This window comes from Pseudomonas sp. TH31, from assembly GCF_016650815.1.
Lineage (GTDB): Bacteria > Pseudomonadota > Gammaproteobacteria > Pseudomonadales > Pseudomonadaceae > Aquipseudomonas.
Genome location: NZ_JAEKEZ010000015.1, coordinates 271,135 through 295,253, shown reverse-complemented (window position 1 = coordinate 295,253; position 24,119 = coordinate 271,135). Strand labels below are relative to the sequence as shown.

Genomic DNA, 24,119 nt, shown 5'->3' with positions numbered 1-24,119 from the left:
GAGCATGGGCAAGGACAGCGGTAATGACAATGGGGACTTCCTCACCAATGACGGCAGTGCCGGGCGTTTGATTCAAGGTTCGCTGACAGCGGCTCTGGCGGCGGACGAAAAAGTGCAGGTCTCCGTGGATGGCGGCGCGACCTGGCTGGATGCTGTACTCAATGGCGATAGCAGTTGGAGTTTTGTCGATCAAACCAGCCACGGCGGCGACTGGGAGATCCAGACGCGTGTCGTGGATTTAGCGGGCAACAGTACGGAGCATTCGCAAGACATTTCATTGGATGTTGTGGCGCCTGATGCTCCTAAATCAGTTAGCCGCAGTGGCGATGTGGTTACTGTCGAAGTCACCGACACTAATGCCAAAGTCGGCGATATCCTGTTTGTTCGTGTGGGTGACGAGCAGGTCGGCCATCCGCTCGAGCAGGAAGATATTGATGCCGGTACAGTGTCGGTCGATGTCCCGAGCGGTTCGACAGGCACACTTGGGAGCTTTATTGTCGATTCCGCTGGAAATACATCAGATATTCGGCTTGGTGCAAGTACCGGCCAAGAAGACTTTTTAAGCTTACCTTCTCCTGGCAACTGGTTTTTGTATAATGGACAAAGCCAAACATTCGACGACCTCACAATAACTTACAATGGTCGGAATAATCGAGTGACAACTGCCCCCTACTCTGAGGGGTTATGGATGCCGGCGACTGTCGGTCCGAACAATCCAGCAGGCTCATTAACTGTTGAATTACATAGCGCCTCAACTGAATTTTCATTTGGTTTGGGAAAAGGTAATGGTGGATCTGTTAAAGTTTTATTTAAAGATACCAATGGCGATGTAATTGGATCTCTGGATCATGTCCCAAGCGCAGGCTATGACTATAAGAGTTTCACCGCACCTCAAGGAAAGCTAATTGCGTCGATAGAGTTTACAGGTCACGACCCTGGTGGTTACTCATTGGGCCACTTCAAGTTTGAAGCCTCAGGCACTATTTTTTATCCCGATAACCAATCCATCGAAGATGCCAGTCAGTACTTTGGCACCGACGAAAATAATATCTTCTCTGTTGATGACGTTAACCACTTGTCAGATGCTGAGTCTGGTGTTCATGGCGCCGCCGGTCTTGATACCCTGAAGCTTACCGGCCAGGACCAGATCCTGGACCTGACCGCTATCGGTGACAAGCTCAGCTCGATCGAAGTCATCGACCTCACCGGCTCAGGTAGCAACACCCTCAAGTTGTCCCTAGAAGACGTGCTTAACAATGGCGAAACCGATCTGTTCCACAGCAGCGGCAAGACCCAGATGACGATCAAAGGCGATGGGGACGACGTAGTCGACCTGCAAGGCTTGATGGGGGCCGAGGATCCGGGAAGCTGGGCCGAGCAGGGCCAGGTCAAGGTGGCGGGCGTAACCTACAACGTATACAGCCACTCTTCACTGGGTGCCGAGCTGCTGGTTCAGGAGGGGGTCACCACCAACCTCCTGGTGTAACCCGGGACCGCTATCCACTTCTCTTCATCTACTTTCTAAAACCCGGGCACCTGATGGTGCTCGCGGTGGAGTTATGAGCATGTTCAAACGTACGACTTTGTTTCAAGCTGCGCTGCTTGGCGTCGCCCTGTGCAGCGTCCCCAAGGCATTGGCTGTTCCGGCCTTCGGCAACCAATACACTCCCGTAGCCCCGGTGTCCGCCGGGCAAGCCCAGGTGGTGTATTACCGTGCCGCGACGATGGGCGCGCAGAACGGTGCGGCCCATGTGTATGTCGACCGCGAATTCCACACCGGGCTGTTGCCGGGTGGCTTTACGGCGTTCTGCGTGGCGCCGGGAGGGCACACCCTGGGGGCGTACCTCAACGATGCGCCGCAGTACACAGGCAAAAACACTGACGTCTATACAGCCCTCCTCGAAGGTGGCAAGACCTATTTCCTGAAGGCCAGCGAAGGCGTCAGTAGTGCACCGCAGGCGATCAAACGTGAAGACGCAGAGCGTGAAATGGCCGGCAGTCGGCAACAGATCCAGGCCATGTCACGGGCATCCGGTGTTCAGGCGTGTAATTACCAGGCCGCGCCGCCAGCGGCCGCACCGTTCAAGGACTATGCGCTGTCCGGTGATGTGCTTTTCAAATTTGGCAAGTCGGGCTACTCGGACATCTCGGTGCAGGGCCGCCAGGCGATCCGCGATCTGATCAGTCAGCTCAAAACTGAACACACCGCACTTGAGCACGTTGAAGTGATTGGTCACACCGATCCGTTCGGTTCGGTGTCCAGCAACCAGGCGCTTGGCCTGAAGCGTGCGCAGACCGTTCGCCGTCTGTTGATCGACGGTGGCTTGCAGGCTTCGACTATCGAAGCCAGCAGTGTCGGCTCCAGTGAACCGGTGAGCGGGAGCTGTAGCGGCTCGCGTGCCGAGCAGATCGCCTGCTATGCCCAGGATCGGCGTGTGGTGGTACGCATCGACGTGCGTCGCTGATCACTGATATCGACCCACAGGAGCGGCGTAGTCCCTGCGCCGCTCCTGTCATGAAGAGACCGGTCATGGCAGTCGATCTGTTAATCGACAAGATACTGCGGTTGTTGGCAATCAATCTCCTCGCACCCGTTGGTGAACGGGTTAAAGAGCGGGGACGTTAACATTTAACACTGACCTGAAATACGGTCATTTCCCCTCCGCGCCAAACGTTGTGACACTCTGCCAGGCCATGCTATGACGAACTCTCTACTGAAAAACCAAAAAAACGGGACCGTTCTTGCATAGTTACCAGTAGGATCAAGGTGCTTTTTGGGTGTCCTATAAATTAATGAGCACCAATAATGAATTATATGTCTTCTTCCGGCACTTCGATGAGAGTATTAGTCGCCGATCATCAGTGTGAGCAGCGTATTGTTATTGAAAAATCGCTAGGTATCTTAAGGTACTTCAGGGTTTGTCCTGTTGCGTCTTTTCGTGAGCTCACGATGCTCACCCACTACAGTCCAAATTTATATGATCGCTTCGATCTGTTAATTGTCAACGCTGACTTGATTTCAGCCGCCGGACTCAACGTCGTGGATTTTTGTGTCAACAATCCACGCTTGAGGCATGTACTTATCTATGGTTCGCCGCCAGGGGGCGCCAAAACGTTATCTGATCAGCCGCATCATCAGGTACGACGGATCGACACTATCAGCTACGAAGCACTGGTGGATTTTCTCTGGTTAATAGATAAAAACGTCATTGATAACACTATAGGCCCCTCCTCCATTGGTCTCGCGTGAAGGTTATTACGCGCTGATGAACTGTCCGACTAACGCTTTTCAGTGGGAGCCGCGGCCTGCGCGAAACTATTCAGTTTAAATAAAAGGAATCAGGCAATGAACAATCGGATTGTTATTGTGGACGACCACCCAGCTGTTCGCATGGCCATCCAATTGCTGCTGGCGAGTGAAGGGTTTGACGTCATTGCGGAAACGGGCGATGGAGCGGATGCACTCAAGCTGGTTGAGACGCTGGGTCCCTTGACAATGATTCTGGATATCGGAATTCCCACTGTCGATGGGCTAACGGTTATCAGTCATGTCGTCGCACAACACCTGCCGGTGAAAATCATTGTATTGACGGGGTTGCCGTCGAGCCATCTCGCTGAGCGTTGCAGGCAGATAGGTGCCCACGGTTTCGTCAGTAAAAAGAGGAACTCTCTGAGTTGGTGCGTGCCGTAAGGGTCGTTCGGGCTAACGAAAAATATTTTCCGTATCTATCCTATTTGCCGCTCCGTCGAGACGGCGCTGCTCAGGAGAACGAGCTATTTGAGCGTTTGTCAATTCGTGAATTCAGGGTCATGCAACAACTGGTACAAGGCATGAGCAATAAAGAAATCGCTGACTGCATGCTGTTGAGCAGCAAGACCATCAGTACCTACAAAAAACGCCTCTTGCTTAAGCTCAATGTCAGTTCCTTGGTGGAATTGTATGCATTGGCGAAACGTAATGGTCTAGCTTGACCTGAGCGTCTCGTGAATTAAAGATTCTTTAGATGAACTTGCAATTTAAAGAGTTCGGTGTCGGTGCGAATCCCCAGTTTTCTAAAAGCCGCTTGTTTCTGCCCGCTGATTGTTTTGCGGCTACGAGAGAACTTGATAGCTACTTGGGAAACAGACAAGCCTTCCAGGCAACAGCGCAATACCTCTCGCTCCTTGGGCGACAGTTCAGGGTTATCAACCAGGGCCTGATCCGCATCAAAGATGTGATTTTTCTCTGTCGATTGCGGTACAGGTAACTTTTCCAACTCCGCCACCATTGCCGGTGCCAAGTAAATACGGTCCAGGGCCGCCATCCGAACGGCCCTCAAAAGTTCGTCGGTTTCCTGTGATTTACCCACAAAGCCATTGGCACCTGCTCGAATGCACATATTGACCGTCGCGGGCCTTTCCGCTGACGAGAAAATTACAATGCGCAAGTCTGGATGCTGGGTACGGATCGACTGTATCAGGCGAAGGCCATCAAGCTCACCGTCGGCCAATTGGTAATCGAGTATCAGCAAGTCCGTCGAATGGGTGCGTAATCCCTCGATCAGATCGCGGCTAGTGGTATAGACACCCGTTACTTTGAAGTCCGTTTCCAGCGACAGGCGAATTTTCAACGCGTCACGAATCAATGCGTGATCATCCAGTAGGACAATTCGCAACGGTGATATCACGGACCATCTCATCGTCGAGCTCCTGTTTGCAATTGGTTAGGAAATATCTTACATCGTTCAGAAAGCGATCAGCGCCACATTATCCCAACTCGGCTCCCAAAGAAATCACCGGCCCCCGGTGCTTTACCTATACCAACTCTCTTCATTTTGCCTATTCCTCACTGATCAAGTAGTGACCGAGTTTGAGACAAGTCTCGTTCTCCGGTGGCGGCACGCTCGTCAGAATTAACCGAATGACTTTAAGACGACCATGATCCTAATGCCAACGCCAGAGTAGGAAAAATTCCATTTTGAGAATCACCCATGATCCTCGCCAACAGCAAACCCAAAGCTCAGGACTTCGTTGATGGTTACCGATAATACATCTGTGAACTCAGCGGCAGCCCCTCAGCCGATGCCCTCTGCGCAAACCCATACCCACGACACGCTGCTGCAAAGCGTTGCCTGGCTATGCGATCACTACGGAGTAGGGCGCTCGCCCCAGGCACTGACCGCCGGCCTGCCCAAGGTTGGGTTACTGTCGCCTTCGCTCGCGCTGGCGAGCTTGTCCAATGCCGGCTTGTCGGCGGGGCTGGTGGAGCGTCGGGTCCAGGCATTGCCAACGCAATTGGTACCGATGATTCTGTTACGCAAGGATCAAGGCGGTTGCATCCTTCTGGGGCGCCGACTTGACCCGCAGGTGAAGGATAAACGTGTTTTTCTCTATCAGGTGATCTTGCCCGAGATTGGCAATGAGCCGGTTGAATTGCCCCAGAGCGATGTCGACAACCTGTACGCCGGGTTTGCCATTCTCGCCAAGCTCACGGCCAAGGTCGACACGCGCGCAGGTGAGGAGACGGCACGGCCGGCCGGTCACTGGCTGTTGAGTACCTTGTGGCGCTATCGCCGTTATTACCGCAGCGCCGCCATTGGCGCCGTTTTGATCAACGTCCTGGCCTTGGCCAGTATCTTTTTCACGATGAACGTGTACGACCGCGTCGTGCCCAATCAGGCATTCATTACGCTCTGGTCGCTGGCCATTGGTGTGGTCGTGGCGATGGTGTTCGAGGCCATCGCCCGCTATGTCCGGGCACATTTGCTGGATATGGCGGGGAAAAAGCCGATCTGGTGTTAGGGACCATGTTGTTCCGTCAGGCGCTGTCGATTCAGATGGAACACAAGCCGGCGTCCTCGGGTTCGTTTGCCAACCAACTGCGTGAATTTGAGTCGGTGCGCGATTTTGCGACTTCGGCAACATTGGCGGCGATTTCGGATCTGCCCTTTGTCTTGATGTTTGTCGCGGTAATCTTCGTGATCGGCGGCCCTTTGGGCTGGATTCCTTTGCTGCTGATTCCGCTGATTCTGGTCATCAGCATTGCTATCCAATGGCCGCTGGCCCGCACGATGAAAGAAAACCTGCGCGAGTCTTCGCTCAAGCAAGGGGTGCTGATTGAGTCGATTGAAGGCCTTGAGACACTCAAGGCCGTGGGCGGTGAAGCCTACATGCAGCGTCGCTGGGAAACCTTCAGTGCACTGGCCGCTGAGACGTCCCTGAAGTCTCGGGAGTTGTCGAGTGCGGCAACAGGTACGGTCACCTTCTTTCAACAAGTCCAGACCGTCGCCTTGATTGTGGTTGGCGTTTACCTGATCGATGCCGGTGATCTGACCATGGGCGCGCTCATCGCCACTGTGATGCTGGCGGGTCGTGTCACGGCGCCGCTAGGGCAGGTGGTGGGGCTGGCGGTGCGCTTTCAGCAAGCCAAGGCAGCCATGCAATCGCTCAATGGTCTGATGGCGTTGCCGGTAGACCGTGATACGAGTCGCGAGTATCTGGCCAAACCGACGATCGAAGGCCAGTTGACGCTGAAAAATATCGGGTTTGCTTACCCCGCGCCGCCCATGCAGCCTAATCCACCGGTGCTGCAAGGGATCAACCTGACGTTCACGGCGGGGGAGCGGGTGGCCATTCTTGGGCGTATCGGCAGCGGAAAGTCGACGTTGTTGCGTGTCATGGCGCGTCTTTATTTGCCCGTCGATGGGCAAATGTTCAGCGCGGGGCTGGATGTCAATCAAATCGACCCGGCCGACTGGCGTAAGGCGGTTGGTTACGTTGGCCAGGATGCTCGTCTGTTTTACGGGTCGCTGCGCGAGAACGTCATGATCGGTCGCCCTGAAGCCAGCGCTGATGAGTTCTTGCGGGTGTTGCGCTTGAGCGGTCTTGACCAGGTAGCTGCGCGCCATCCGCAAGGGATCAACCTGCCTATCGGGGAAATGGGTGAAGGTTTGTCGGGGGGCAGCGTCAATTGGTTTCCCTGGCACGCACGCTCTTGGCCCGTCCGAACCTGTTGCTGCTGGATGAGCCCACCAGTGCCATGGACACCCAGACCGAAGCGGTGTTTTTGCAGCATCTGCAACGTGCGACCGAGGGGCAAACGCTAGTGGTGGTGACACATCGCCCGTCGCTGTTGGCATTGGTCCAGCGGATTGTCGTCGTGGAAGACGGCAAAGTTGTCGCGGATGGCCCCAAGGAGACCATCCTCGCTGCCATGAATTCGAATAGCCGTAAGCCTGTGCCTCAGAACGCCCCGAAGGGCGACTCGGATAACCCTGTATCTGTCGGCGCGATGTCCTTGAGCACCCGAAAGACAAGACCGGTGGCCGCTGTACCAGCTACCGATACCGCCCCAGTTCCAGTTAAGTCGGAGATTGCTCCATGATCAAAAAGCTGTTTGGTCGAGGCGATGCTGCGGCGCTGCAACCCGGCGATGCTGCCTATATGAACGACATTCAGGAGTCACTGCTGAATCAGACCACCCCCGGCTCCAGGCTGGTGCTCAATCTGATTGCGGTCGTGCTGATTGGCGGCCTGGTTTGGGCGTATTTCGCTCGGGTCGAAGAGATCACCCTGGGGGAAGCCAAGATTATTTCGAAGAGTCGCGAGCAGGTCATTCAGAGCCTGGAAGGCGGGATCCTTGCGGAGATGAATGTGCGCGAAGGTGATGTGGTGGAGAAGGACCAGGTGCTCCTCAAAATTGATCCGACGCGGGCCCAGGCCAGTTATCGCGAAACGTTGTCCAAGGTCATCGGCCTCAAAGCCAGCATCACGCGTCTGCGCGCCGAGGCTTACCAACAGCCTCTGGAGTTCGATGACATGGTGAAAACCGATATGGCCGTGGTTCAACAGGAAATCCAGGCCTACAACGCCCGCAAGAGCGCCTTGAACGAGAGTGTCGGCGGCCTGGAGCGCAGTTACGTGCTCTCTATGCGGGAGATCCAGCTGGCTGAGCCGCTCGCGGCCAAGGGCTTGATGTCTGAAGTGGAAATTTTGCGTATGCGCCGTCAGGCCAACGAAATCAAATCGCAGATGGTCGAGCGTATCAACCGTTATCAGGCGGAAGCCAACTCGGAGCTGGCGAAGTTCGAGCTGGAGCTGTCGCAAACCAGCGAAAACCTGGTGGGCAGGGCTGACGTGGTGGAGCGCACCACCGTGACCGCACCGGTGCGTGGCACGGTCAAGAATGTGCGCGTGAACACCCGCGGTGGAGTGATTCAGCCCGGCGAGCACATTCTTGAAATCGTCCCACTGGAAGACCAGTTGTTAGTGGAGGGGAAAATCCGTCCGGCCGATGTTGCCTTTCTCCGGCCTGGGTTGCCGGCCACGGTCAAGATCACGGCCTATGACTACGCCATCTATGGCGGTCTTAAAGGTCAGGTCGAGCACATCAGCCCCGACACCTTGAAGGATGATCAAAAAGCCGCTGCCGGCCGACCCGACGATACCTACTATCGGGTCCTGGTACTGACCGAAAGAAGTTCACTCGAAGCGGGTGATAAATCGTTGCCGATCATTCCGGGAATGGTGGCCTCGGTGGAGATCCGTACGGGTGAGAAAACCATTCTCGACTATCTGCTCAAACCTGTGCTCAAAGCACGGGAAGCGTTCAGGGAGCGATAGGCATGCGGTTTGATTTTTTCGGTGCCTCACTGACTTCGGCGACTCGATGGGTGGCGGCGTTCGTGTTGAGCGGATTGCACACCACTACCTCCCAGGCCGACGACGAATTGTTGAGCTTTAGTCGTGCCCCGGCGACAGAGGAACGCCAGCCTGCCAACACCAGAGTTTCACAGGAGCGTGCCAATAACGGGCGTCTTTCATTCCAACCGGAGGCTTCAGCCGGCACTGCGCGGCCCTTGGCCGGGAGAACACCCTCCGAGAGCAAAGCCACAGCACCTCGTACCTCGATCAAGCCTGATGCTGCCCGAGATTCAGGTCTAAAATTCGAGCAACAGGTCGGCAGTGTCTCGGCCCTCGCTTACGCCGGATTGCCCGCGCGTCTGGCTGAGCGTGCGCAGAAAGGCAATCCGATCATCGGACCTTCGGAGCACGAACTGCGGAAAATTTTCCTGCGTGCGGTGGAAGCGGCGGTGACTCGCAGCCCGAAGATCCTTCGTACGAAAGGTGAGCAACAGGCGGCACTCTCCGACATCGATGAAGCCAAGGGGCAACGGTGGCCGCAGGTTGATGTGGGCACCCAGACGCAAGCCGTACAGTTCGGCAAAGGTTCTGACCGTGAACAGGGGACGGGCGGGATCAATGTAGCGGTGTCCACCATGCTGTACGACTGGGGGCGTGTCGACCACACGATCGAAAGTCGTGAGCGGCTGGCAGTTGCCTCCGATGAAAATCTCGCGGCCGAGATGGAGAACCTTGGGTTCGAAGTGGTCACGACGCTGGTCGAGTTAGGCAAACAGCGGATTATTGGTGATCTCAGCCAGGACTTCGCCAACCGTATGAAAGAACTGGTCGAGATGCTTGCCGGTATTGTTGCTGTGGACGCAGGCCGCACCAGCGAGCTGACTCAAGCCAAAGCGCGTTTGCTGCAAGCGCAAGCCTTGCGTGATGCTGCTGGGGCAAAGGCCCGGGATGCCGAAATCACCCTGCATAAGCTGGTGGGCGAGCGTCCGGTGCCCATCCCTCATAGCACGGAATGGAACATCGGGCTGACCAATCTTGAGCAGTTGCTGGACGTCGTAAAAAACCACCCGACGATCCTCCAGGCCGCCGCACAAGCTGAATCCGCCGAGTTGCAAGCTCAAGCGGTGCGGGCCTCTGGTTTGCCGCAATTGAATTGGGTGGTCAGTAAAAATACGGCCGAAGATTCCCTGGGACAAGAGCAGGCGTGGCAGACCAATCTCAGTATGACCTGGGGCGCGTTCCGGGGCGGATCTACTCGAGCGGCAGAGCGTGCGGCACTTCAGCGTGCGGACGCCAGTCGTCATGAAACTGCACAGCAACGTCGGGACCTGGAGTTCCGGATTCGCACAGCAGACAATGATGCCCGCACCCAACTGGAGCGAGCTGAGCTATACCGTAACCTCAGTGTAGAGTCGAATCGTATTCGCGAAGCGTTCTACTTGCAGTGGCACCACTTGGGTAAACGTACCTTGCTGGATGTTCTCACGGCAGAAAACGACCACTATGGTAACCAGGTCAGTGAAATCACCAATCGCTTTGATGGTTACCAGTCCATCCTGCGCCAATACGCCAGCGCTGGCATTCTTGCACAATGGTTGCGAGGCAAGCGCTGATCACGATCCGGCAACGGATCGATTTCATATGGCCAAAGTTTTAGCTACACACCACTGTGTACAGCGCGTATGCATTGTGTTCCTTCCGCGTTTTGGATGTAGAGCCATTTAAAAAAAGGCCTGTTATCCGCTGGTGTTTTTCAGTCTGCATGCTGTGGTTTTTGATAATGGGTATCGGCCTTCGCTGTGAGTGAGGCGCGGCTTATTATCCGTACTCCCAAACTGGCACAGCCAGCACCAGCGACTCACGCATGCGATGCAGTACTGAGAGCGTTTGCTGGGCCTCGGTTTTAGGCGAGACAAATCGCATCGAAGGGCGTGAGGCGGCTTCACAGATCGCCTCGGCGTCAACGAAATCATTTTTGTTACTTTTAACGAAAGGCCGAACAAACTGCGGGGATATCAGTTTGGCTACATGTCCCATGGTCGCCAGTTCGCGGGCAACGAAATGAGAACCAGCGCAGGCTTCCATCACGACAGTACAAGTGGGGCAGTTGCCGAAAAAACGCATCATCTGCACGCGCAAGAGCTTCTTGCGAAACATCTCTCGACCCGATACGTCCTGGCCGTGCAAGTGGAAAGTGGAAAGTGGAAAGTGTGTTTGCCGAGATCGATACCGACCAGTGCCAATTCGCTCATGATGATGGCCTCCAAAATAAAACACCCTGCGAAAGCGTAGCCCTCGTAGGGTGTGGGGGTGACCATGTCATTACCGGACACCCATTTAGGCGAGAATGCTCGCCAGATCGAGGTGTCAGATGACCAAACAACGCCGTACCTTTTCTACTGAATTCAAACGCGAGGTCGCCCCAGACAGGATAGTGCCTAAAGCATGTAATCCAGCCGTCTGTTCGGCAGGTCGTCTTTGAAGCGGTCGGGTTATCTTGTCGGGAAATTCGGGTCTGATTCAGACCATCTAAAAGTTTCTAATCCTCATACCTTGAGGGAAGATTTTGCGATAGCACAACTGGGTGTTGGCGCTCAGATGTATGCCCGGCTCAAGCTGAAAAACCACCGTCAATGGTCAAACTTGCTCCGGTAATGTACCCAGCTTCCGGCCCTGCAAGGTAAGCCACAAAGGCCGCGACTTCATCAGCTTTACCGTATCGATCAAGCGCCATCAGTGCTTTCAACTGATCGGCAAATTCGCCCTCAGCTGGGTTCATTTCGGTGTCGATAGGACCTGGTTGAACATTGTTGACCGTAATACAGCGTGGGCCGAGATCGCGGGCCATGCCTTTGACTAATCCAACCAACGCCGATTTGCTCATGGCGTACACCGCTCCGCCGGCAACAGGAACACGCTCTGCGTTGGTGCTGCCAATGTTGATGATGCGACCTCCATCATTCATATGGCGCGCTGCTTCCTGGGCAGCGACAAAGACGCCGCGAATATTGATTGCAAAGGTTCGCTCCAACTCATCCAGAGGAAATTCCTCGGTGGGTGCCCAGCTCAGCACGCCAGCATTGTTTACCAGGATATCTAGCGTGCCGAAATGCTCTGCTGCTTGGCGGACCGCCTGCTGCAGCGCAGCGACATCGGCGCTATCAGCGCAAATGGCAAGGGACTTACCACCGATTGCCGTAACTTCCGCAACCAGTGCATCAGCTCGAGCTGCAGATGAAGCGTATGTAAAGGCTACCGCTGCACCTTCATGGGCCAAGCGCCTGACAATGGCTGCGCCGATGCCACGGGAGCCGCCTTGTACAATTGCAACTTTTCCTTCAAGGCTCTTTACGAACGACATAGAGTTATCCTTACTTTTCATTATGGGATCGCCGCAGCGAAGAAGAATGTTTACTGACAAACCAAACTACATGGCCAGAAGTCTTATAGGCGCAGCGCGCCTGAGTATCAATGTGCAGATTGTCAATTTATCGGATAAATTTTTGAGCTAATCGGCTCGAAATCGACTGTCTGGTGTCTGCGCCAAAAGGAGTAACGCTTCAATGATCACGCGCATCTTCGGCTGAATGTAGGGGGTCTTGATCCAAATGGCGTGAATCGGCATATCGCCTCCTGCTTGATCGTCGAGCACAGAAACGAGCGTACCTGATCGCAGGTGTTCCTCCACCAGCCATGTAGGTACCTGGGCCAAACCGCAACCCGCCAGAGTTGCAGCCAGAATGGCTTCGCAATCCCCTATCTCATGGCGTACGGGGATGTCATACGCTTCAGTCATTCCCGCCTCGTTTTTGAGTAGCCAGGTGGGCCGTTGGCCTAAAGGCCATCCTAGGACACAGTCGTGTTGTGAGAGGTCCTTGGCTACCTGTGGCGTACCACGGCGCGCGAGATAAGATGGGGAGCCGCAGATAACTCGGCGCTGCTCGCCCAGTCGACGAGCGACTAAATCCACATTGTTATCCAGCGGCCCCACACGCACCGCCAAGTCAATCCCATCACCCATTAAATCAACGGGCCGATCATTGAAGGTTACCGACAGCTCCAGCTGTTCGTACCGCGTCGACAGTTCTATCAGGGTGGGTAAGATGTACCTGCGCCCAAATGCTGTGGGCAAGTCAATGCGTACCCGACCGGCAGGTAACTGCTGCTCACTGCCTAAGCGGTTTTCGGCTTCGTCTAGGATGGCCATGGCGTTCTGGCAATCGGTGAGGTAGGAATCACCATCATTGGTCAAGCTCACTCGCCTGGTGGTCCTGTTCAACAGTTTGGTTCCCAAGCGTGTCTCCAGTCGCATAATGCTTTTGCTCAACGCCGAACCGGTCATTCCCAAGGCCTGGGCAGCCGAGGTGAAGCTGCCTGCCTGGGCAACGGTGACGAAATTCCGAATCTCAACAAATTGGTTCTTAACCATGCCAATTGATTCCGCGCAGGACCTAGAGAAATGAATTTTAGGGACTTAATCGTATCCTGTGAATAGCATAGACTCATTCAACTGTATGGAGATGTGCTTTAAACATCGTTGAGTTGCGCTGAGCTTTTGCATTCTGAATTATTAAAAGCTGCTATGCGTAAGTTTATCTTGTAAACTTTACTGAGAATAAGCATAAATGAATAACGCGAAAAATTTCCAAGGAAAAGTTGCATTTGTACAAGGTGGTTCCCGAGGAATTGGGGCTGCGATTGTTAAACGTCTGGCTCGCGAAGGAGCAGCTGTTGCATTCACTTATCGTTCCTCGCCAGACGAAGCTAAAACACTAGTAAACGAGATCACCATCGCCGGAGGCAATGTTGTTGCCATCCGTGCTGACAGTGCTGATTCTGAAGCATTACAGAAAGCTGTACGCCAAGCAGTAGAGCATTTTGGCAGCCTGGATATCCTGATAAACAATGCAGGTGTACTTCCATGGGGTGCACTGGAAGACCTGACTTTGGCGGAAATTGACCTTGCATTGGCTGTCAACGTAAGAGGTGTGATTCTTGCCAGTCAAGAAGCTGTGCGTCACATGAGTATGGGTGGCCGGATTATTAATATTGGCAGTATCAATGCCGACCGAATTCCAATTGCCGGCGGTGCCGTGTATGCAATGACTAAAGCGTCGCTCGTTGGTTTTACCAAAGGTCTGGCGCGAGACTTGGGGCCACGTTCCATTACGGTCAACAACGTTCAGCCAGGACCGGTCGATACCGATATGAATCCAGCTGACGGTGAGGTCGCCAGCCAACTGAAACAGTTAATGGCGCTCGGCCGATACGGAAAAGATGAAGAAATTGCCAGCTTCGTTGCATACCTTGCTGGGCCGGAAGCCGGATTTATTACTGGCGCTAGCCTGAGCATTGATGGTGGGTTTGCCGCTTGACCGTCGAAAAGACTAAAGCCGCTAGACATTTATAAGTAGAGACGTGGAGAGCAAATCGTCCGTCTCTTTTGTATTTCGTAAAGGTGGGACTTATGAATAAATTTATAAAGAGTATTGTGATTGCAGCCTGTGGTGTGATGTGTTCTTTCACCGTGCTGGCGACTGAGGAGTTTCCTGTTCCTGCAGGATTCGAAAGAGGCTTTGAAGAAGTCAATGGCCTGAAAATGCACTATGTTGCGGGTGGGAACGGGCCTTTAATGCTGATGGTGCACGGCTTCGGTCAGTCATGGTATGAGTGGCATCAGCTCATGCCTGAATTGGCGAAAAAATACAGAGTCATCGCTGTGGATCTTCCTGGCCTGGGGTTGTCCGAGCCACTCAAGACCTCGTATTCCGGGCAAGAAGTGTCTCCTTATATATACGCTTTTGCCAAACGCTTTAGTCCTGATGCGCCGTTTAATTTAGTGGCGCACGATATTGGTGGTTGGGCAACGTATCCGATGCTGGTACAGCATCAAAAAGATATTGCCAAGGTCGCCTATCTTGAGACGGTCATTCCGGACGAACTGATATACACCTTTCCAGCGTTTACCCCGCAAGGTGAGTCAACCGCTTGGCACTTTAGCTTCTTTTCAGCAGATGGAGCATTACCCGAAACGTTAATTGCGGGAAAAGAAAAGGTCTTTTTCTCTCATTTCATCAAAAAACATGCTGAGAAGCAGGAGGTGTTTACTGAAGAATTGCTTGGACTTTACGCTAAATCGTATTCGAAGCCTCACACCCTGCATGCTGCATTCGAATACTATCGTGCGCTTCCGCAATCTGTGCTGCAGAACCAAGCACTGTTGGTTCAAAGCAAACTGACTATGCCGCTACTGGCGGTGGCGGGCGACGGGCGACGGGCGAGGCAGTCTTGGTCAGACTCAAATTGATCAGATGAATAAGTACGCGACGAACGTACAAGGTCATGTACTGCCTGGCTGTGGTCATTGGTTGATGGAGGAGTGCCCTACATTGGTCAAGCCACTACTCGTTGATTTCTTCGACGGTAAATGATCAGGGAGTTGTTTTACTGCACGCCGAATAAAGTTATTGACTTTTCTGGGTGTTTCAAGCTAAAGACTGTGCGTTAAAATTCCTAGTTATTAATCACGCTTGGTGGATTGGCCCCTATTAGAGCGGACGCCTATACTCCGTTAAATTGATGCCGCCGCCAAGCGCCTAAACTTCCGTGCTGATCGGTATTTCAGCGCGCTGTGCAGATGCTCCTTGTTATAATGCCGGCTTAGCTTTCGTTGCGGAACCATCAAAGCCTTCTATGCTGCAGCTTAACTTGGGGCCAGCGAGTCCAAAAATAAATGTGCGTAGACACGTAGACGACACCCCCGGACCTTTTTTCACGGCTAACAGGCGTAGAGGGGGGCGGTATCGTTGACGGGAAAGCCTGGAGAGGCGTCTGTACGGTTTTCGATCAATCACTGGAAAGCTTGCTTGAAACCAAATGTCGAGGGTTACTGTCAGTACCGAAGCAAAACTGACCCAGTGGGGATGCGGACAAAAACTTGGACTGGTTATGCCGCGAAGCCCAGGCTTTCACGATACTCAATGGGACTGAGCGCGCCGAGGGAAATCTTGATTCGTTTTTCGTTGTACCAGCGAATGTATGAATCCAAGGCCTGAATGAACTGCTCGATGCTCGTTGACTGCCAGTTGCGAGGATAGAACAGCTCCGTTTTCAGTCGGCCGAAGAAACCTTCACAAGCCGCGTTGTCAGGTGAGCAGCCTTTGCGCGACATCGAACGAATCAGCTTCGCATCAGCGATGCGCGATAGCCAGCCGGGCCAGCGGTAGTGAGCGCCACGATCGGAGTGAACAACAGGCCGTTTATCGTTGCTGGCCACCGTTTCGACAGCGGCATCCAGCATCGTGTTCACAAGCTCGGCGTCGGGACGCGTGCCGATCGACCAACTGATTACCTTCCCATCGAAGCAGTCGATCATGGGGGACAGGTACACCTTGCCGGCCGGGATCTGGAACTCCGAGATGTCGGTCAGCCATTTCTCATTCGGAGCTAGGGCCGTGAAGTCGCGGTTGAGGAGGTTTTCCGGCGCCGGACTGATCTCCCCGAGGTAGGAACCGTATCGACGCCGTTTCGGCTTGGCGACGACTAGGCACTCCTGCTTCATCAAGCGCTGCACCACCTTCTCTGAAAGGCGCACACGCTGCCTGCTCAACGAAGCTCGCATCCGACGGTAGCCATAGCAACGATGATTGCGCTCGAATATGTCCGCCATGGCACGACGCGCTTCGGTGTACTTTTCCGCGACCTGCATTCGGGCTCGATGATAGAAATAGGAGCTTCGGGCCAAGCCCAACGCGTCAAGCAGCTCTAGCAAGGAGTACCTCTGCCTTAGGGCATCAGCCAGCAATGTCTTCTCCCGATTGGTCAGGACTTGCCGGTTGATGCCCGTCTCTTTTTTTATGAGTTCATTCGCCCTCATCAACAGGTCATGTTCAAGCTGCAAACGGCGAACATCGAGCTGGAGAGATTCGAGTTGCCGCTGCAACTCCTCTCGTTCCGGTGACGATGAGGGTTCAAGCCGACACTTCATGGATGGGGATACCTCTGGGCCGAGTAGCTGGTTTTTCCAGTTGTACAAGGTCGGCCTGCACACGCCCAGTTTTTGAGCCAGGGCTTTCGCACTTTCTTTTCGCGTGCACAGCGCGATGACCGCTGCCTGCTTCACCGCTGGCGGCCGGGCTAACCCGTCTGATCGACCGACAATACGCGTATGCAACTCGGGGTGCATTTCGTAAATCCAGGCACGCAACGAATCCCGCGCGGGGTAGCCCAACGCCTTGATGGTAGCGGCGATGTTGCGACCGTATTCGAGATAGTGCCCGACAGCCTTTTCCCTTTGGGCCAGTGAGTACTTCGACTTCGAGTTCTCGTAGCCACGCGGCAGGTCGAGGCATCGCTCATACTCTGCGTGCCAGCTCTTCAAAGAGTTCTTCGTCGGGTAGCCCAACTGACGAATAGTTGCCCCGGTTCGCTTGCCCAGTTTGATGTAGAGCTTGACCGCTCGGATACGGTCTTCGTATGAGTACATGAACTACCTCCAGGTAGTCCAAGATTTCCGCCGCATCCCCAGTGGGGGGCGGACGGTGGGTCAGTTTTCAACCGGTGTTGACAGGTTACTCCATCGTTAGCCCCTCCAGTTAATTCGTCCGTCCTTTATTGGCTAGTGTCCTGAGCGGTTAATTCAATAACTTATTTTTTATCGCCCCCCCAGCTTTGCTTTATTTACAGAGCTGATAATTGATTCTGTAGTGGTCTAATGAAACCGGACACCCATTTAGGCGAGAATACTCGCCAGATCGAGGTGTCAGATGACCAAACAACGCCGCTCCTTTACTGCTGAATTCAAACGCGAGGCTGCTGACCTCGTGCTCAAGCAAAACTACAGCTACATCGAAGCCAGCCGCTCACTCGGCATTGGTGAGTCAGCGCTGCGCCGCTGGGTTGACCAGGTTCAGAAAGAGCACCAAGGCGTCACTCCGCAGAGCAAGGCGCTGACCCCAGAGCAGCAGAAAATTCAGGAACTGGAAGCCCGGATCGCTCGGCTTGAGCGAGAAAAATCCATACTAAAAAAGGCTACCGCGCTCTTGATGTCGGAAGATCACGAGCGTTTGCGCTGATTGATCAGTTGAGTGCCCATGAGCCGGTTGATTGGCTGTGTAAGGTGTTTGAAGTCACCCGCTCGTGCTACTACGCCCAGCGCCTGCGGCGCCGCACTCCCGATGTTGAACGGCTTCGGTTGCGTAGCCGGGTCAGTGAGCTGTTCTCGCAAAGTCGCAGCGCTGCGGGCAGTCGCAGCATCCTGTCACTGATGCGTGAAGATGGTGAGCAACTCGGTCGATTCAAAGTGCGCAGTTTGATGCGTGAGCTTGATTTAGTCAGTAAACAACCCGGCTCACATGCCTATAAACGAGCGACAGTAGAAAGACTTGATATCCCGAATACCTTGAACCGTGAGTTTGATGTGCCAGCCCCCAATCAGGTCTGGTGCGGTGACATCACCTATATTTGGGCACAAGGAAAGTGGCATTACTTGGCTGTCGTTCTGGATCTCTGCACGCGCCGGATAGTGGGCTGGGCACTGTCGGAAAACCCGGACGCCGAACTCGTGATCCGAGCCCTGGATATGGCCTACGAGCAGCGTGGCAGGCCTTCGGATCTGCTGTTCCACTCGGATCAAGGGTCCCAATATGCAAGCCGGTTGTTTCGCCAGCGGTTGTGGCGATACCGCATACGCCAGAGCATGAGTCGCCGGGGAAATTGCTGGGACAATGCACCGATGGAGCGAGTGTTCCGGAGTTTGAAAACTGAATGGATACCGACCTTAGGCTACAGAACTGCGCAGGAAGCACAGCGCGACATCAGCCATTTTTTGATGCATCGGTACAACCGGATTCGGCCTCACCAATTCAACGGTGGGCTGGCGCCAGCTCGGGCCGAGGAAAAACTTAACGTCGTGTCCGGGATTAGTTGACCACTACATTCAGCCGTCTTGTTCCACCGGAAGGGCTTCACCGAAGGTCATTGTGGGTCTCAATAAATTGACGAATAGCCGCTTTCAGTTCGGCCACGCTGGTGAAGACTCCACGATACAGCGCCCGCCTTTCCAACTGCGCGAACCAACCTTCCACAGAATTCAGCCACGAAGCACTGGTCTGCTTGAAGTGCAGCTTGAAACGCGGTTGTTTCTACAGCCATTGCTTGATGGTCGGGGTTTTGTGAGTCGAGCTGTTGTCCAGGATGACATGCAGGTCAAGCTCTGTGGGCGTAGCGCGGTCGATTTGTTGCAGAAAGAAGAAGCTTTTTAGTCTGGTGCGCTGGATTATCCGCCCGATGACCTTTCCCGTCAGAATGTCAAAAGCAGCATACAAACTGGCGATGCCATGGCGTTTGTAATCATGCGTACATCGCTCAATCTGACCGGAGCGTAGCGGCAATATCGGTTGTGTGCGATCCAAGGCCTGGATCTAGGTTTTCTTATCCACCGACAGAACGATGGCATTATCCGGCGGATTCAGATAAAGCCCGACGACATCGACGACCTTGTCGGCAAACTACGGATCATTACTGATCTTGAAGGTCTTCAAACGATGGAATTTAAGGTCGGAAGCCGGTACATGCTGAGACTTAATAGTTTCGGTGCCTTGCTAACTATTACTAATAATATTTAAAAGCAAATTCAGTCACTTAGTGTAAGTAACTATTGCATGCATCCGGGTATCCCGTCTTGCGCAACTAAGTCGGTTGCCACCTTTGCGGCAGCAGCTCCGCGATATCACTCGCCCGTTGCGTCGGCAGACGCGTGAGCACGTCCTTCAAATAAGCATACGGATCATGCCCGTTGAGGCTCATGCCGCTGTCCGTTTGCCGCTGCGTAGCGATCCAGCAAGTCGAGTCAGGCGAAGGGAATTTCACCCCTCAACTGCTTACAGAACTGTACGTGACAGTCTTGACCTGGCGCCGGTTGATTTGCGCCTGTTCAAGATCCTGAGCGACGCCCCAGGAGGGTACTTTCACGGGGTACAAACCGTACTTCGATCTCCCGATTGTCACCGGCCGCATCGTGGACAGCCACATCCGCAACCTGCGACGTAAACTGGACGATGCCAGCCCCAGTGATGATCCGATTCGCTCGATCTACGGCGTGGGCTACAAGCTGGAGCTGTGATGCGGATCATGTCTGGCGGTTATGAAAAAGGGCCCTTCTATCCAAGCAAGAACCCTTTTTGGGGCGTTTCTTTGTGGTGCGTCAAACGAGCGTAGCCAAGCGACGTTTACGCCAGTGCTACGGAAGCGGTCTCCAGCTCGCTGGCATCAGGCAGATCACCGGCGATGGACTCGAGAATGTCGGTCACGGTCAATAGCCCGACAAGCCCGTCACGCTCATTGACCACGAACGCAATGTGCGTGGACTCCCTGCGCATCTGCTCAAGTGCATTGAGGATCGTCAGGCTGCCAGCCAACCGGACTGCAGGGCGGATAAACTCTTCGAACTGCGGGGTCTGTCCGGCAAGCAGCGCTTTGAGCACATCCTTTTTATGAACGAAACCATCAGCCTCGCTCAGCCGGCCATTGCGGATCACAGGAAGCCGGGAATGAGGAGAGTTCATCAGGGCACTCTCCAGTTCCGCCTGAGACTGGCGCAAGTCGAAGCGATCAATTTCATCGCTTGGCGTCATGATGGTGCGAATAGTACGTTCTGCCAGCCTCAGCACTCCGCTGATCATGACGCGCTCGCGCCGGTCAAAAACAGGCGCCTGGCCATCGCTCCCGACCAGGTCAACGATTTCTTCACCCACTTCGTCCTGTTCCAGTTGCTTGCCGCCCAGCAAACGCAAAACGGCATGCGCTGTTCTGACTCGCATCGAGCGCTGGCCCTGCAAGGACTTCTTGCGCCGTGCGCGGGCAATCTGGTTGAACAGCTCGATGAGGATTGAGAAGCCAATGGCTGCGTAGAGGTAGCCCTTGGGAATGTGGAAGCCAAGCCCTTCAGCCGTAAGGCTGAACCCAATCATCATCAAAAACCCCAGACACAGCATGATGACAGTAGGGTGTGAATTGACGAAGTGGGTCAACGGTTTGCTGGCGACAATCATGATACCGATGGAGAAGATAACGGCGATCATCATGATCGAGAGCTCATCAACCATCCCCACCGCCGTGATCACGGCATCCAGCGAGAAGACGGCGTCCAGCACCACAATCTGCAGGACAATCGGCCAGAAAAGCGCGTAGCTGACGTTGCCCGAGCGTTGCGCCACATGCCCTTCGAGACGTTCATGCAGTTCCATCGTCGCTTTGAACAGCAGGAACACACCACCAAACAGCAGGATCAGGTCCCGGCCGGAGAATGCATGCTCAAAAACTGTGACCAGCGGTTTGGTCAGCGTCACCATCCACGAAATGCCCGCGAGCAAGCCCAGTCGCATGATGAGCGCAAGCGAGAGCCCGATGACGCGTGCCCGGTCCCGTTGCTCAGGTGGCAATTTGTCGGCAAGAATTGCGATAAAAACGAGATTGTCTATTCCGAGGACCAGTTCCAACACGATCAGTGTCAGCAATCCAAGCCACGCGGTGGGGTCCGCAATCCATTCCATAAGTAGTCACTTAACCTCAAGGTTGTTCAGATTTTTTTGTGAGTTATTAACGAGGCAATACAGAGAGGAAGTTTGCTCCGGGTGAGCAAATTCAGCGCCCTTCGAATTGTTCAAGCGCTCGAGCCAGACTAGCATCTGATAGCTCACCTAGATGACTACTGATTAATCTGCCGTCCGCGCTGTAGAAAAGGGTCGTTGGCAGCGCCATCGAACCCACGACCTGGCCAAGTCGCCCGCCGCCATCATACAAAATATTGTTCAGGCTGAGGTTTTGGCTGGAGAGGAACGTGTTGACGATGTCCGAGCCTTCGCCCTGGTTCACGAAAAGAAAGTTTACGTCCGGGTGCGCGGCCTGAGCTTTCTGGAGCACGGGCATTTCACGCCGGCAGGGTGGGCACCAGGTGGCCCACAGGTTGATCACCAATGGGCGCCCTTGATAGTGCGTGAGTTGCACGGTCTCTCCAGTGCTCGTGCGCACAGGAATATCCGGCAGACGCGTCCCCTGCTCGTAAACGCTTAACGACAATGTCCCAAGGCCCCACAGGAGCAAGCCGCTGACCACTGAGGCCGCCAGTGGTCGACGCAGTGTAGCGATTTTCCAACCCAGGATCAGCGCCCCGAACACCCCCGCGATGATTCCCGGCAACACGAGAAAGCCGCCATCACGCACATCGATCATGCGCCACAGGTCAGTTCCGTAGTGTTCCCTGTAGACCAGAACGAAGCCTGCTCTCGCCACCAGAAGCCCCAAAATCAACAGCCAGAACAGCACTGAGTCCAGGCGCCCCTTGCCCTCTTTGGCCACACGACGTCCGATCAGGGTAGCGACCAGTAATGCGCCGATCAGCAACAGATGGCTCAGCGAAATGACAAAGCTGCCAATATTGAAAGTAAGCATCAACGACCTTCCTTGGTTATGTTCCAGCGTTGAAGAAACGCCTCGGCATTAACTTGCCCGGTAATACGCTGACTACGACGCTCCTCGGCGTCCGGCCCGATCCATAAAAAGCTCGGAGGCCCCGGGACCTTGTAGCGGCTCAACAACTCACGGCTATCAGCGTTGTCCGTTGTGACGTCCAGGCGCAGCAGGCGCACCTCTTTCAAAGCGTCCATGACGTGAGACTTGCCGAACACTTCCTTTTCCATCACTCGACAGGACACGCACCAATCGGCGTAATAATCCAACAGCACCCATTGACCACTTTCCTTCGCCGAATCCAGTGCGTTTTGCAGTTCAGTCGGCGTCTTGATGGTAGAGAACGCATCATGCCCCGACGGCTGCGATGCCGCATTGGTGGCGGGGGCGCTATAGACTTTCAAAGGTCGCCACAGATCATCCGAGCCCCCAGCGGCGCCGACCACAAGCAAGCTCCCCCAGACACCGAACACGACAGTAGCAATGCCGAACACATGAGTCGTGCGTCCCGCTGGTTGGCGTTGATGCCACACGGCATAAGCCAGGATCAGCGACAACGTTCCCCACAGGCCGATCCAAAAGGCCTCATCCAGTACTGGTCTGAGCATGTAGATCGCAGTGCCCAGAAACAGGAAACCAAAGGCGCCTTTGAGCAAGTTCATCCAGGCCCCGGGTTTGGGCAGGAAGCGATTGCCGACAGTGACGAGCAACAACAAGGGCAGACCAATGCCCAGGCCCATGGCAAACAGAACAAGACCGCCGTGCACTCCGTTACCGCTTTGTGCGATGTACAGCAGCGCGCCAGCGAGGGGAGCAGTCATGCAGGGGCCTACCAAAAGTCCCGACAATGCACCCATGACGCCGGCCCCTACCAGGCTGCCACCGTTGCGTTGACGACTGGCATTCTCCAGGCGATCGCGCAGGAAGGGGGGCAACTGAAACTCGAAAAAGCCAAACATCGGCAATGACAACAAGATAAAGACCGCGGCGAAACTACCCAGCACCCACGGCTGCTGCAGCAAGGCCTGCAAATTGGCACCCAGCATGGCAGCGAGCACACCCATGGCGGCGTAGACCAACGCCATGCAAAACACATAGCTGCCCGCCAGGGCAAAACCACGCCGCGAGCTTGCGCCGCTGCCGACGACCAGCCCTGCAAGAATCGGCAACATGGGAAGCGAGCAAGGGGCAAACGCCAGCAACAAGCCCAGGCCGAAGAAGATCAGCAGGCTCCAGCCGAGTGATCGTTGCTGAAGGCCGCTGGCAAGTGCCTGATCAGGTGCTTCACCAGGATTGACTACCGACGGGCTCCCGCCCAGATCAACGGCCAATGACTGCGGTGGATAGCACAAACCCGCATCGGCGCAGCCCTGCCAACCTACTTTGATTTTGCCGGTAGCCTCTGCTGGAAGCTTCAGTTCCAGCCCCTGCCGGTAGACTTGCTGGGTACCGAAAAACTCATCGCTGTGAACTTCACCGTCAGGAAAGGGCGGAAGATGTTCTTGGGCTAAACCGTCGAATGTTAGACGTTGCTGATACAGGTAATACCCTTCGGCGACTTGCCAATAGAGCTGAGTTTCACCCGAAGGAAGTCGCTGAGAACTGAACGTAAATGCTTTTTCTGCCGGAAGAAACTCTGGCTTAACATCAAATAGGCTGCCTCCCGCATGGATAAACCCTGAGAATAACATCAATAGCAAAGTGAAAAAACGGTGCATAAGAGAAGACTCTAATTATTGTAAATGCAAAAAGATAGTACAAGTTGATTAAAATAGCATTAACAAAGAAACTTTATCAATCTGTACTTCCGTACTGTGACATCACTCTAAAAATTTTATTAGTGCACAGCAGTGAAATCCATGCCTGGACGAGCCCCTTGAAAGACAGGACACCGTTTCCTCCTTAACATAAGGGGTAAGCAACGACGTACCGCAACCATTCCAATCGATCGTCATGTCAAAATACGCGGCAAGGCGAATCCGTTTGATCCTGCGTGGATGTCTTGCTTCGCTCGCCGTCGTACCGCGACC

General features: G+C 54.4%; 18 protein-coding genes and 5 pseudogenes. 13 read left to right on the top strand and 10 right to left on the bottom strand.

What is annotated here, in order from left to right; translation table 11 throughout:
• From JFV26_RS13800 to JFV26_RS13785, 4 genes and pseudogenes are all read left to right on the top strand, one after another.
• Positions 1 to 1,486 (top strand): Ig-like domain-containing protein (locus tag JFV26_RS13800; protein ID WP_201193139.1); only part of this gene is annotated, 1,486 nt, incomplete at its 5' end.
• Between the two features lie 79 nt (positions 1,487 to 1,565).
• Entirely contained in the window at positions 1,566 to 2,465 is a 900-nt protein-coding gene (locus JFV26_RS13795; RefSeq protein ID WP_201193137.1) for an OmpA family protein, read from the top strand.
• A 341-nt stretch (positions 2,466 to 2,806) separates the two neighbouring features.
• Positions 2,807 to 3,250: a hypothetical protein gene (locus tag JFV26_RS13790; protein WP_201193135.1), complete on the top strand. Its 444-nt coding sequence runs from the start codon at positions 2,807 to 2,809 to the stop codon at positions 3,248 to 3,250.
• A 96-nt stretch (positions 3,251 to 3,346) separates the two neighbouring features.
• A pseudogene (locus JFV26_RS13785) lies at positions 3,347 to 3,972 on the top strand (response regulator).
• Between the two features lie 17 nt (positions 3,973 to 3,989).
• On the opposite strand, the gene JFV26_RS13780 reads toward JFV26_RS13785, so the two are convergent.
• On the bottom strand, positions 3,990 to 4,679 hold the full coding sequence (locus JFV26_RS13780) for a response regulator transcription factor (RefSeq protein ID WP_201193133.1): 690 nt from the start codon (positions 4,677 to 4,679) through the stop codon (positions 3,990 to 3,992).
• A gap of 382 nt (positions 4,680 to 5,061) precedes the next feature.
• On the opposite strand from JFV26_RS13780, the gene JFV26_RS33520 reads away from it, so the two are divergent.
• From JFV26_RS33520 to JFV26_RS13765, 5 genes and pseudogenes are all read left to right on the top strand, one after another.
• Positions 5,062 to 5,781 carry a hypothetical protein gene (locus JFV26_RS33520; RefSeq protein ID WP_242487817.1) on the top strand — a complete coding sequence of 240 codons (720 nt, stop codon included), beginning with the start codon at positions 5,062 to 5,064 and terminating at the stop codon, positions 5,779 to 5,781.
• A 5-nt stretch (positions 5,782 to 5,786) separates the two neighbouring features.
• A pseudogene (locus tag JFV26_RS13775) lies at positions 5,787 to 6,821 on the top strand (ABC transporter transmembrane domain-containing protein); the annotation flags it as partial.
• Between the two features lie 128 nt (positions 6,822 to 6,949).
• A complete protein-coding gene (locus JFV26_RS34855; protein WP_446739923.1) occupies positions 6,950 to 7,363 on the top strand; it encodes a hypothetical protein in 414 nt (137 codons plus the stop codon).
• A complete protein-coding gene (locus JFV26_RS13770; protein ID WP_201193131.1) occupies positions 7,360 to 8,601 on the top strand; it encodes an HlyD family type I secretion periplasmic adaptor subunit in 1,242 nt (413 codons plus the stop codon). Before JFV26_RS34855 ends, JFV26_RS13770 begins: the two co-directional genes overlap by 4 nt.
• A gap of 2 nt (positions 8,602 to 8,603) precedes the next feature.
• Positions 8,604 to 10,235, top strand: coding sequence for a TolC family protein (locus JFV26_RS13765; RefSeq protein ID WP_201193129.1), 1,632 nt, complete (start codon positions 8,604 to 8,606; stop codon positions 10,233 to 10,235).
• A 235-nt stretch (positions 10,236 to 10,470) separates the two neighbouring features.
• On the opposite strand, the pseudogene JFV26_RS13760 reads toward JFV26_RS13765, so the two are convergent.
• From JFV26_RS13760 to JFV26_RS13750, 3 genes and pseudogenes are all read right to left on the bottom strand, one after another.
• Positions 10,471 to 10,874 (bottom strand): annotated as a pseudogene (locus JFV26_RS13760) (IS110 family transposase); the annotation flags it as partial.
• A 359-nt stretch (positions 10,875 to 11,233) separates the two neighbouring features.
• On the bottom strand, positions 11,234 to 11,983 hold the full coding sequence (locus JFV26_RS13755) for a 3-oxoacyl-ACP reductase family protein (protein ID WP_201193128.1): 750 nt from the start codon (positions 11,981 to 11,983) through the stop codon (positions 11,234 to 11,236).
• Between the two features lie 147 nt (positions 11,984 to 12,130).
• The gene (locus JFV26_RS13750) at positions 12,131 to 13,051 is read right to left on the bottom strand and encodes a LysR family transcriptional regulator (RefSeq protein WP_201193126.1); all 921 of its coding nucleotides are present in this window, start codon (positions 13,049 to 13,051) and stop codon (positions 12,131 to 12,133) included.
• 196 nt (positions 13,052 to 13,247) lie between these two features.
• Between JFV26_RS13750 and JFV26_RS13745 the strand changes: the two genes are divergently transcribed.
• Positions 13,248 to 13,997 carry a 3-oxoacyl-ACP reductase family protein gene (locus JFV26_RS13745; protein WP_201193124.1) on the top strand — a complete coding sequence of 250 codons (750 nt, stop codon included), beginning with the start codon at positions 13,248 to 13,250 and terminating at the stop codon, positions 13,995 to 13,997.
• Between the two features lie 92 nt (positions 13,998 to 14,089).
• The gene (locus JFV26_RS13740) at positions 14,090 to 14,929 is read left to right on the top strand and encodes an alpha/beta fold hydrolase (protein ID WP_274610345.1); all 840 of its coding nucleotides are present in this window, start codon (positions 14,090 to 14,092) and stop codon (positions 14,927 to 14,929) included.
• A gap of 639 nt (positions 14,930 to 15,568) precedes the next feature.
• Here JFV26_RS13740 and JFV26_RS13735 read toward each other — a convergent pair.
• The gene (locus tag JFV26_RS13735; protein WP_008071379.1) at positions 15,569 to 17,107 is read right to left on the bottom strand and encodes an IS3 family transposase; all 1,539 of its coding nucleotides are present in this window, start codon (positions 17,105 to 17,107) and stop codon (positions 15,569 to 15,571) included.
• A 280-nt stretch (positions 17,108 to 17,387) separates the two neighbouring features.
• Between JFV26_RS13735 and JFV26_RS13730 the strand changes: the two genes are divergently transcribed.
• A protein-coding gene (locus JFV26_RS13730; protein ID WP_201191726.1) for an IS3 family transposase occupies positions 17,388 to 18,550 on the top strand; the annotation gives its coding sequence in 2 pieces (ribosomal slippage) (positions 17,388 to 17,643 and positions 17,643 to 18,550; 1,164 coding nt in all).
• Here JFV26_RS13730 and JFV26_RS13725 read toward each other — a convergent pair.
• Both JFV26_RS13725 and JFV26_RS13720 read right to left on the bottom strand, forming a co-directional pair.
• Positions 18,478 to 19,187: pseudogene (locus JFV26_RS13725) on the bottom strand (IS630 family transposase); the annotation flags it as partial. The gene JFV26_RS13730 and the pseudogene JFV26_RS13725 sit on opposite strands and share 73 nt — an antisense overlap.
• A 124-nt stretch (positions 19,188 to 19,311) precedes the next feature.
• Positions 19,312 to 19,463: pseudogene (locus JFV26_RS13720) on the bottom strand (transposase domain-containing protein); the annotation flags it as partial.
• A 176-nt stretch (positions 19,464 to 19,639) separates the two neighbouring features.
• Between JFV26_RS13720 and JFV26_RS13715 the strand changes: the two are divergent.
• The gene (locus JFV26_RS13715) at positions 19,640 to 19,744 is read left to right on the top strand and encodes a winged helix-turn-helix domain-containing protein (protein WP_446739922.1); all 105 of its coding nucleotides are present in this window, start codon (positions 19,640 to 19,642) and stop codon (positions 19,742 to 19,744) included.
• Positions 19,745 to 19,850: 106 nt separating this feature from the next.
• Here the strand turns inward: JFV26_RS13715 and JFV26_RS13710 are convergent, their stop codons facing one another.
• The 3 genes from JFV26_RS13710 to dsbD form a co-directional block, all read right to left on the bottom strand.
• The gene (locus tag JFV26_RS13710; RefSeq protein ID WP_201193122.1) at positions 19,851 to 21,173 is read right to left on the bottom strand and encodes a TerC family protein; all 1,323 of its coding nucleotides are present in this window, start codon (positions 21,171 to 21,173) and stop codon (positions 19,851 to 19,853) included.
• Between the two features lie 91 nt (positions 21,174 to 21,264).
• On the bottom strand, positions 21,265 to 22,071 hold the full coding sequence (locus JFV26_RS13705; protein WP_201193120.1) for a TlpA disulfide reductase family protein: 807 nt from the start codon (positions 22,069 to 22,071) through the stop codon (positions 21,265 to 21,267).
• A complete protein-coding gene (dsbD, locus tag JFV26_RS13700) occupies positions 22,071 to 23,807 on the bottom strand; it encodes a protein-disulfide reductase DsbD (protein WP_201193118.1) in 1,737 nt (578 codons plus the stop codon). The genes JFV26_RS13705 and dsbD overlap by 1 nt, the downstream gene beginning before the upstream one ends.
• Between the last annotated feature and the right edge of the window lie 312 nt (positions 23,808 to 24,119).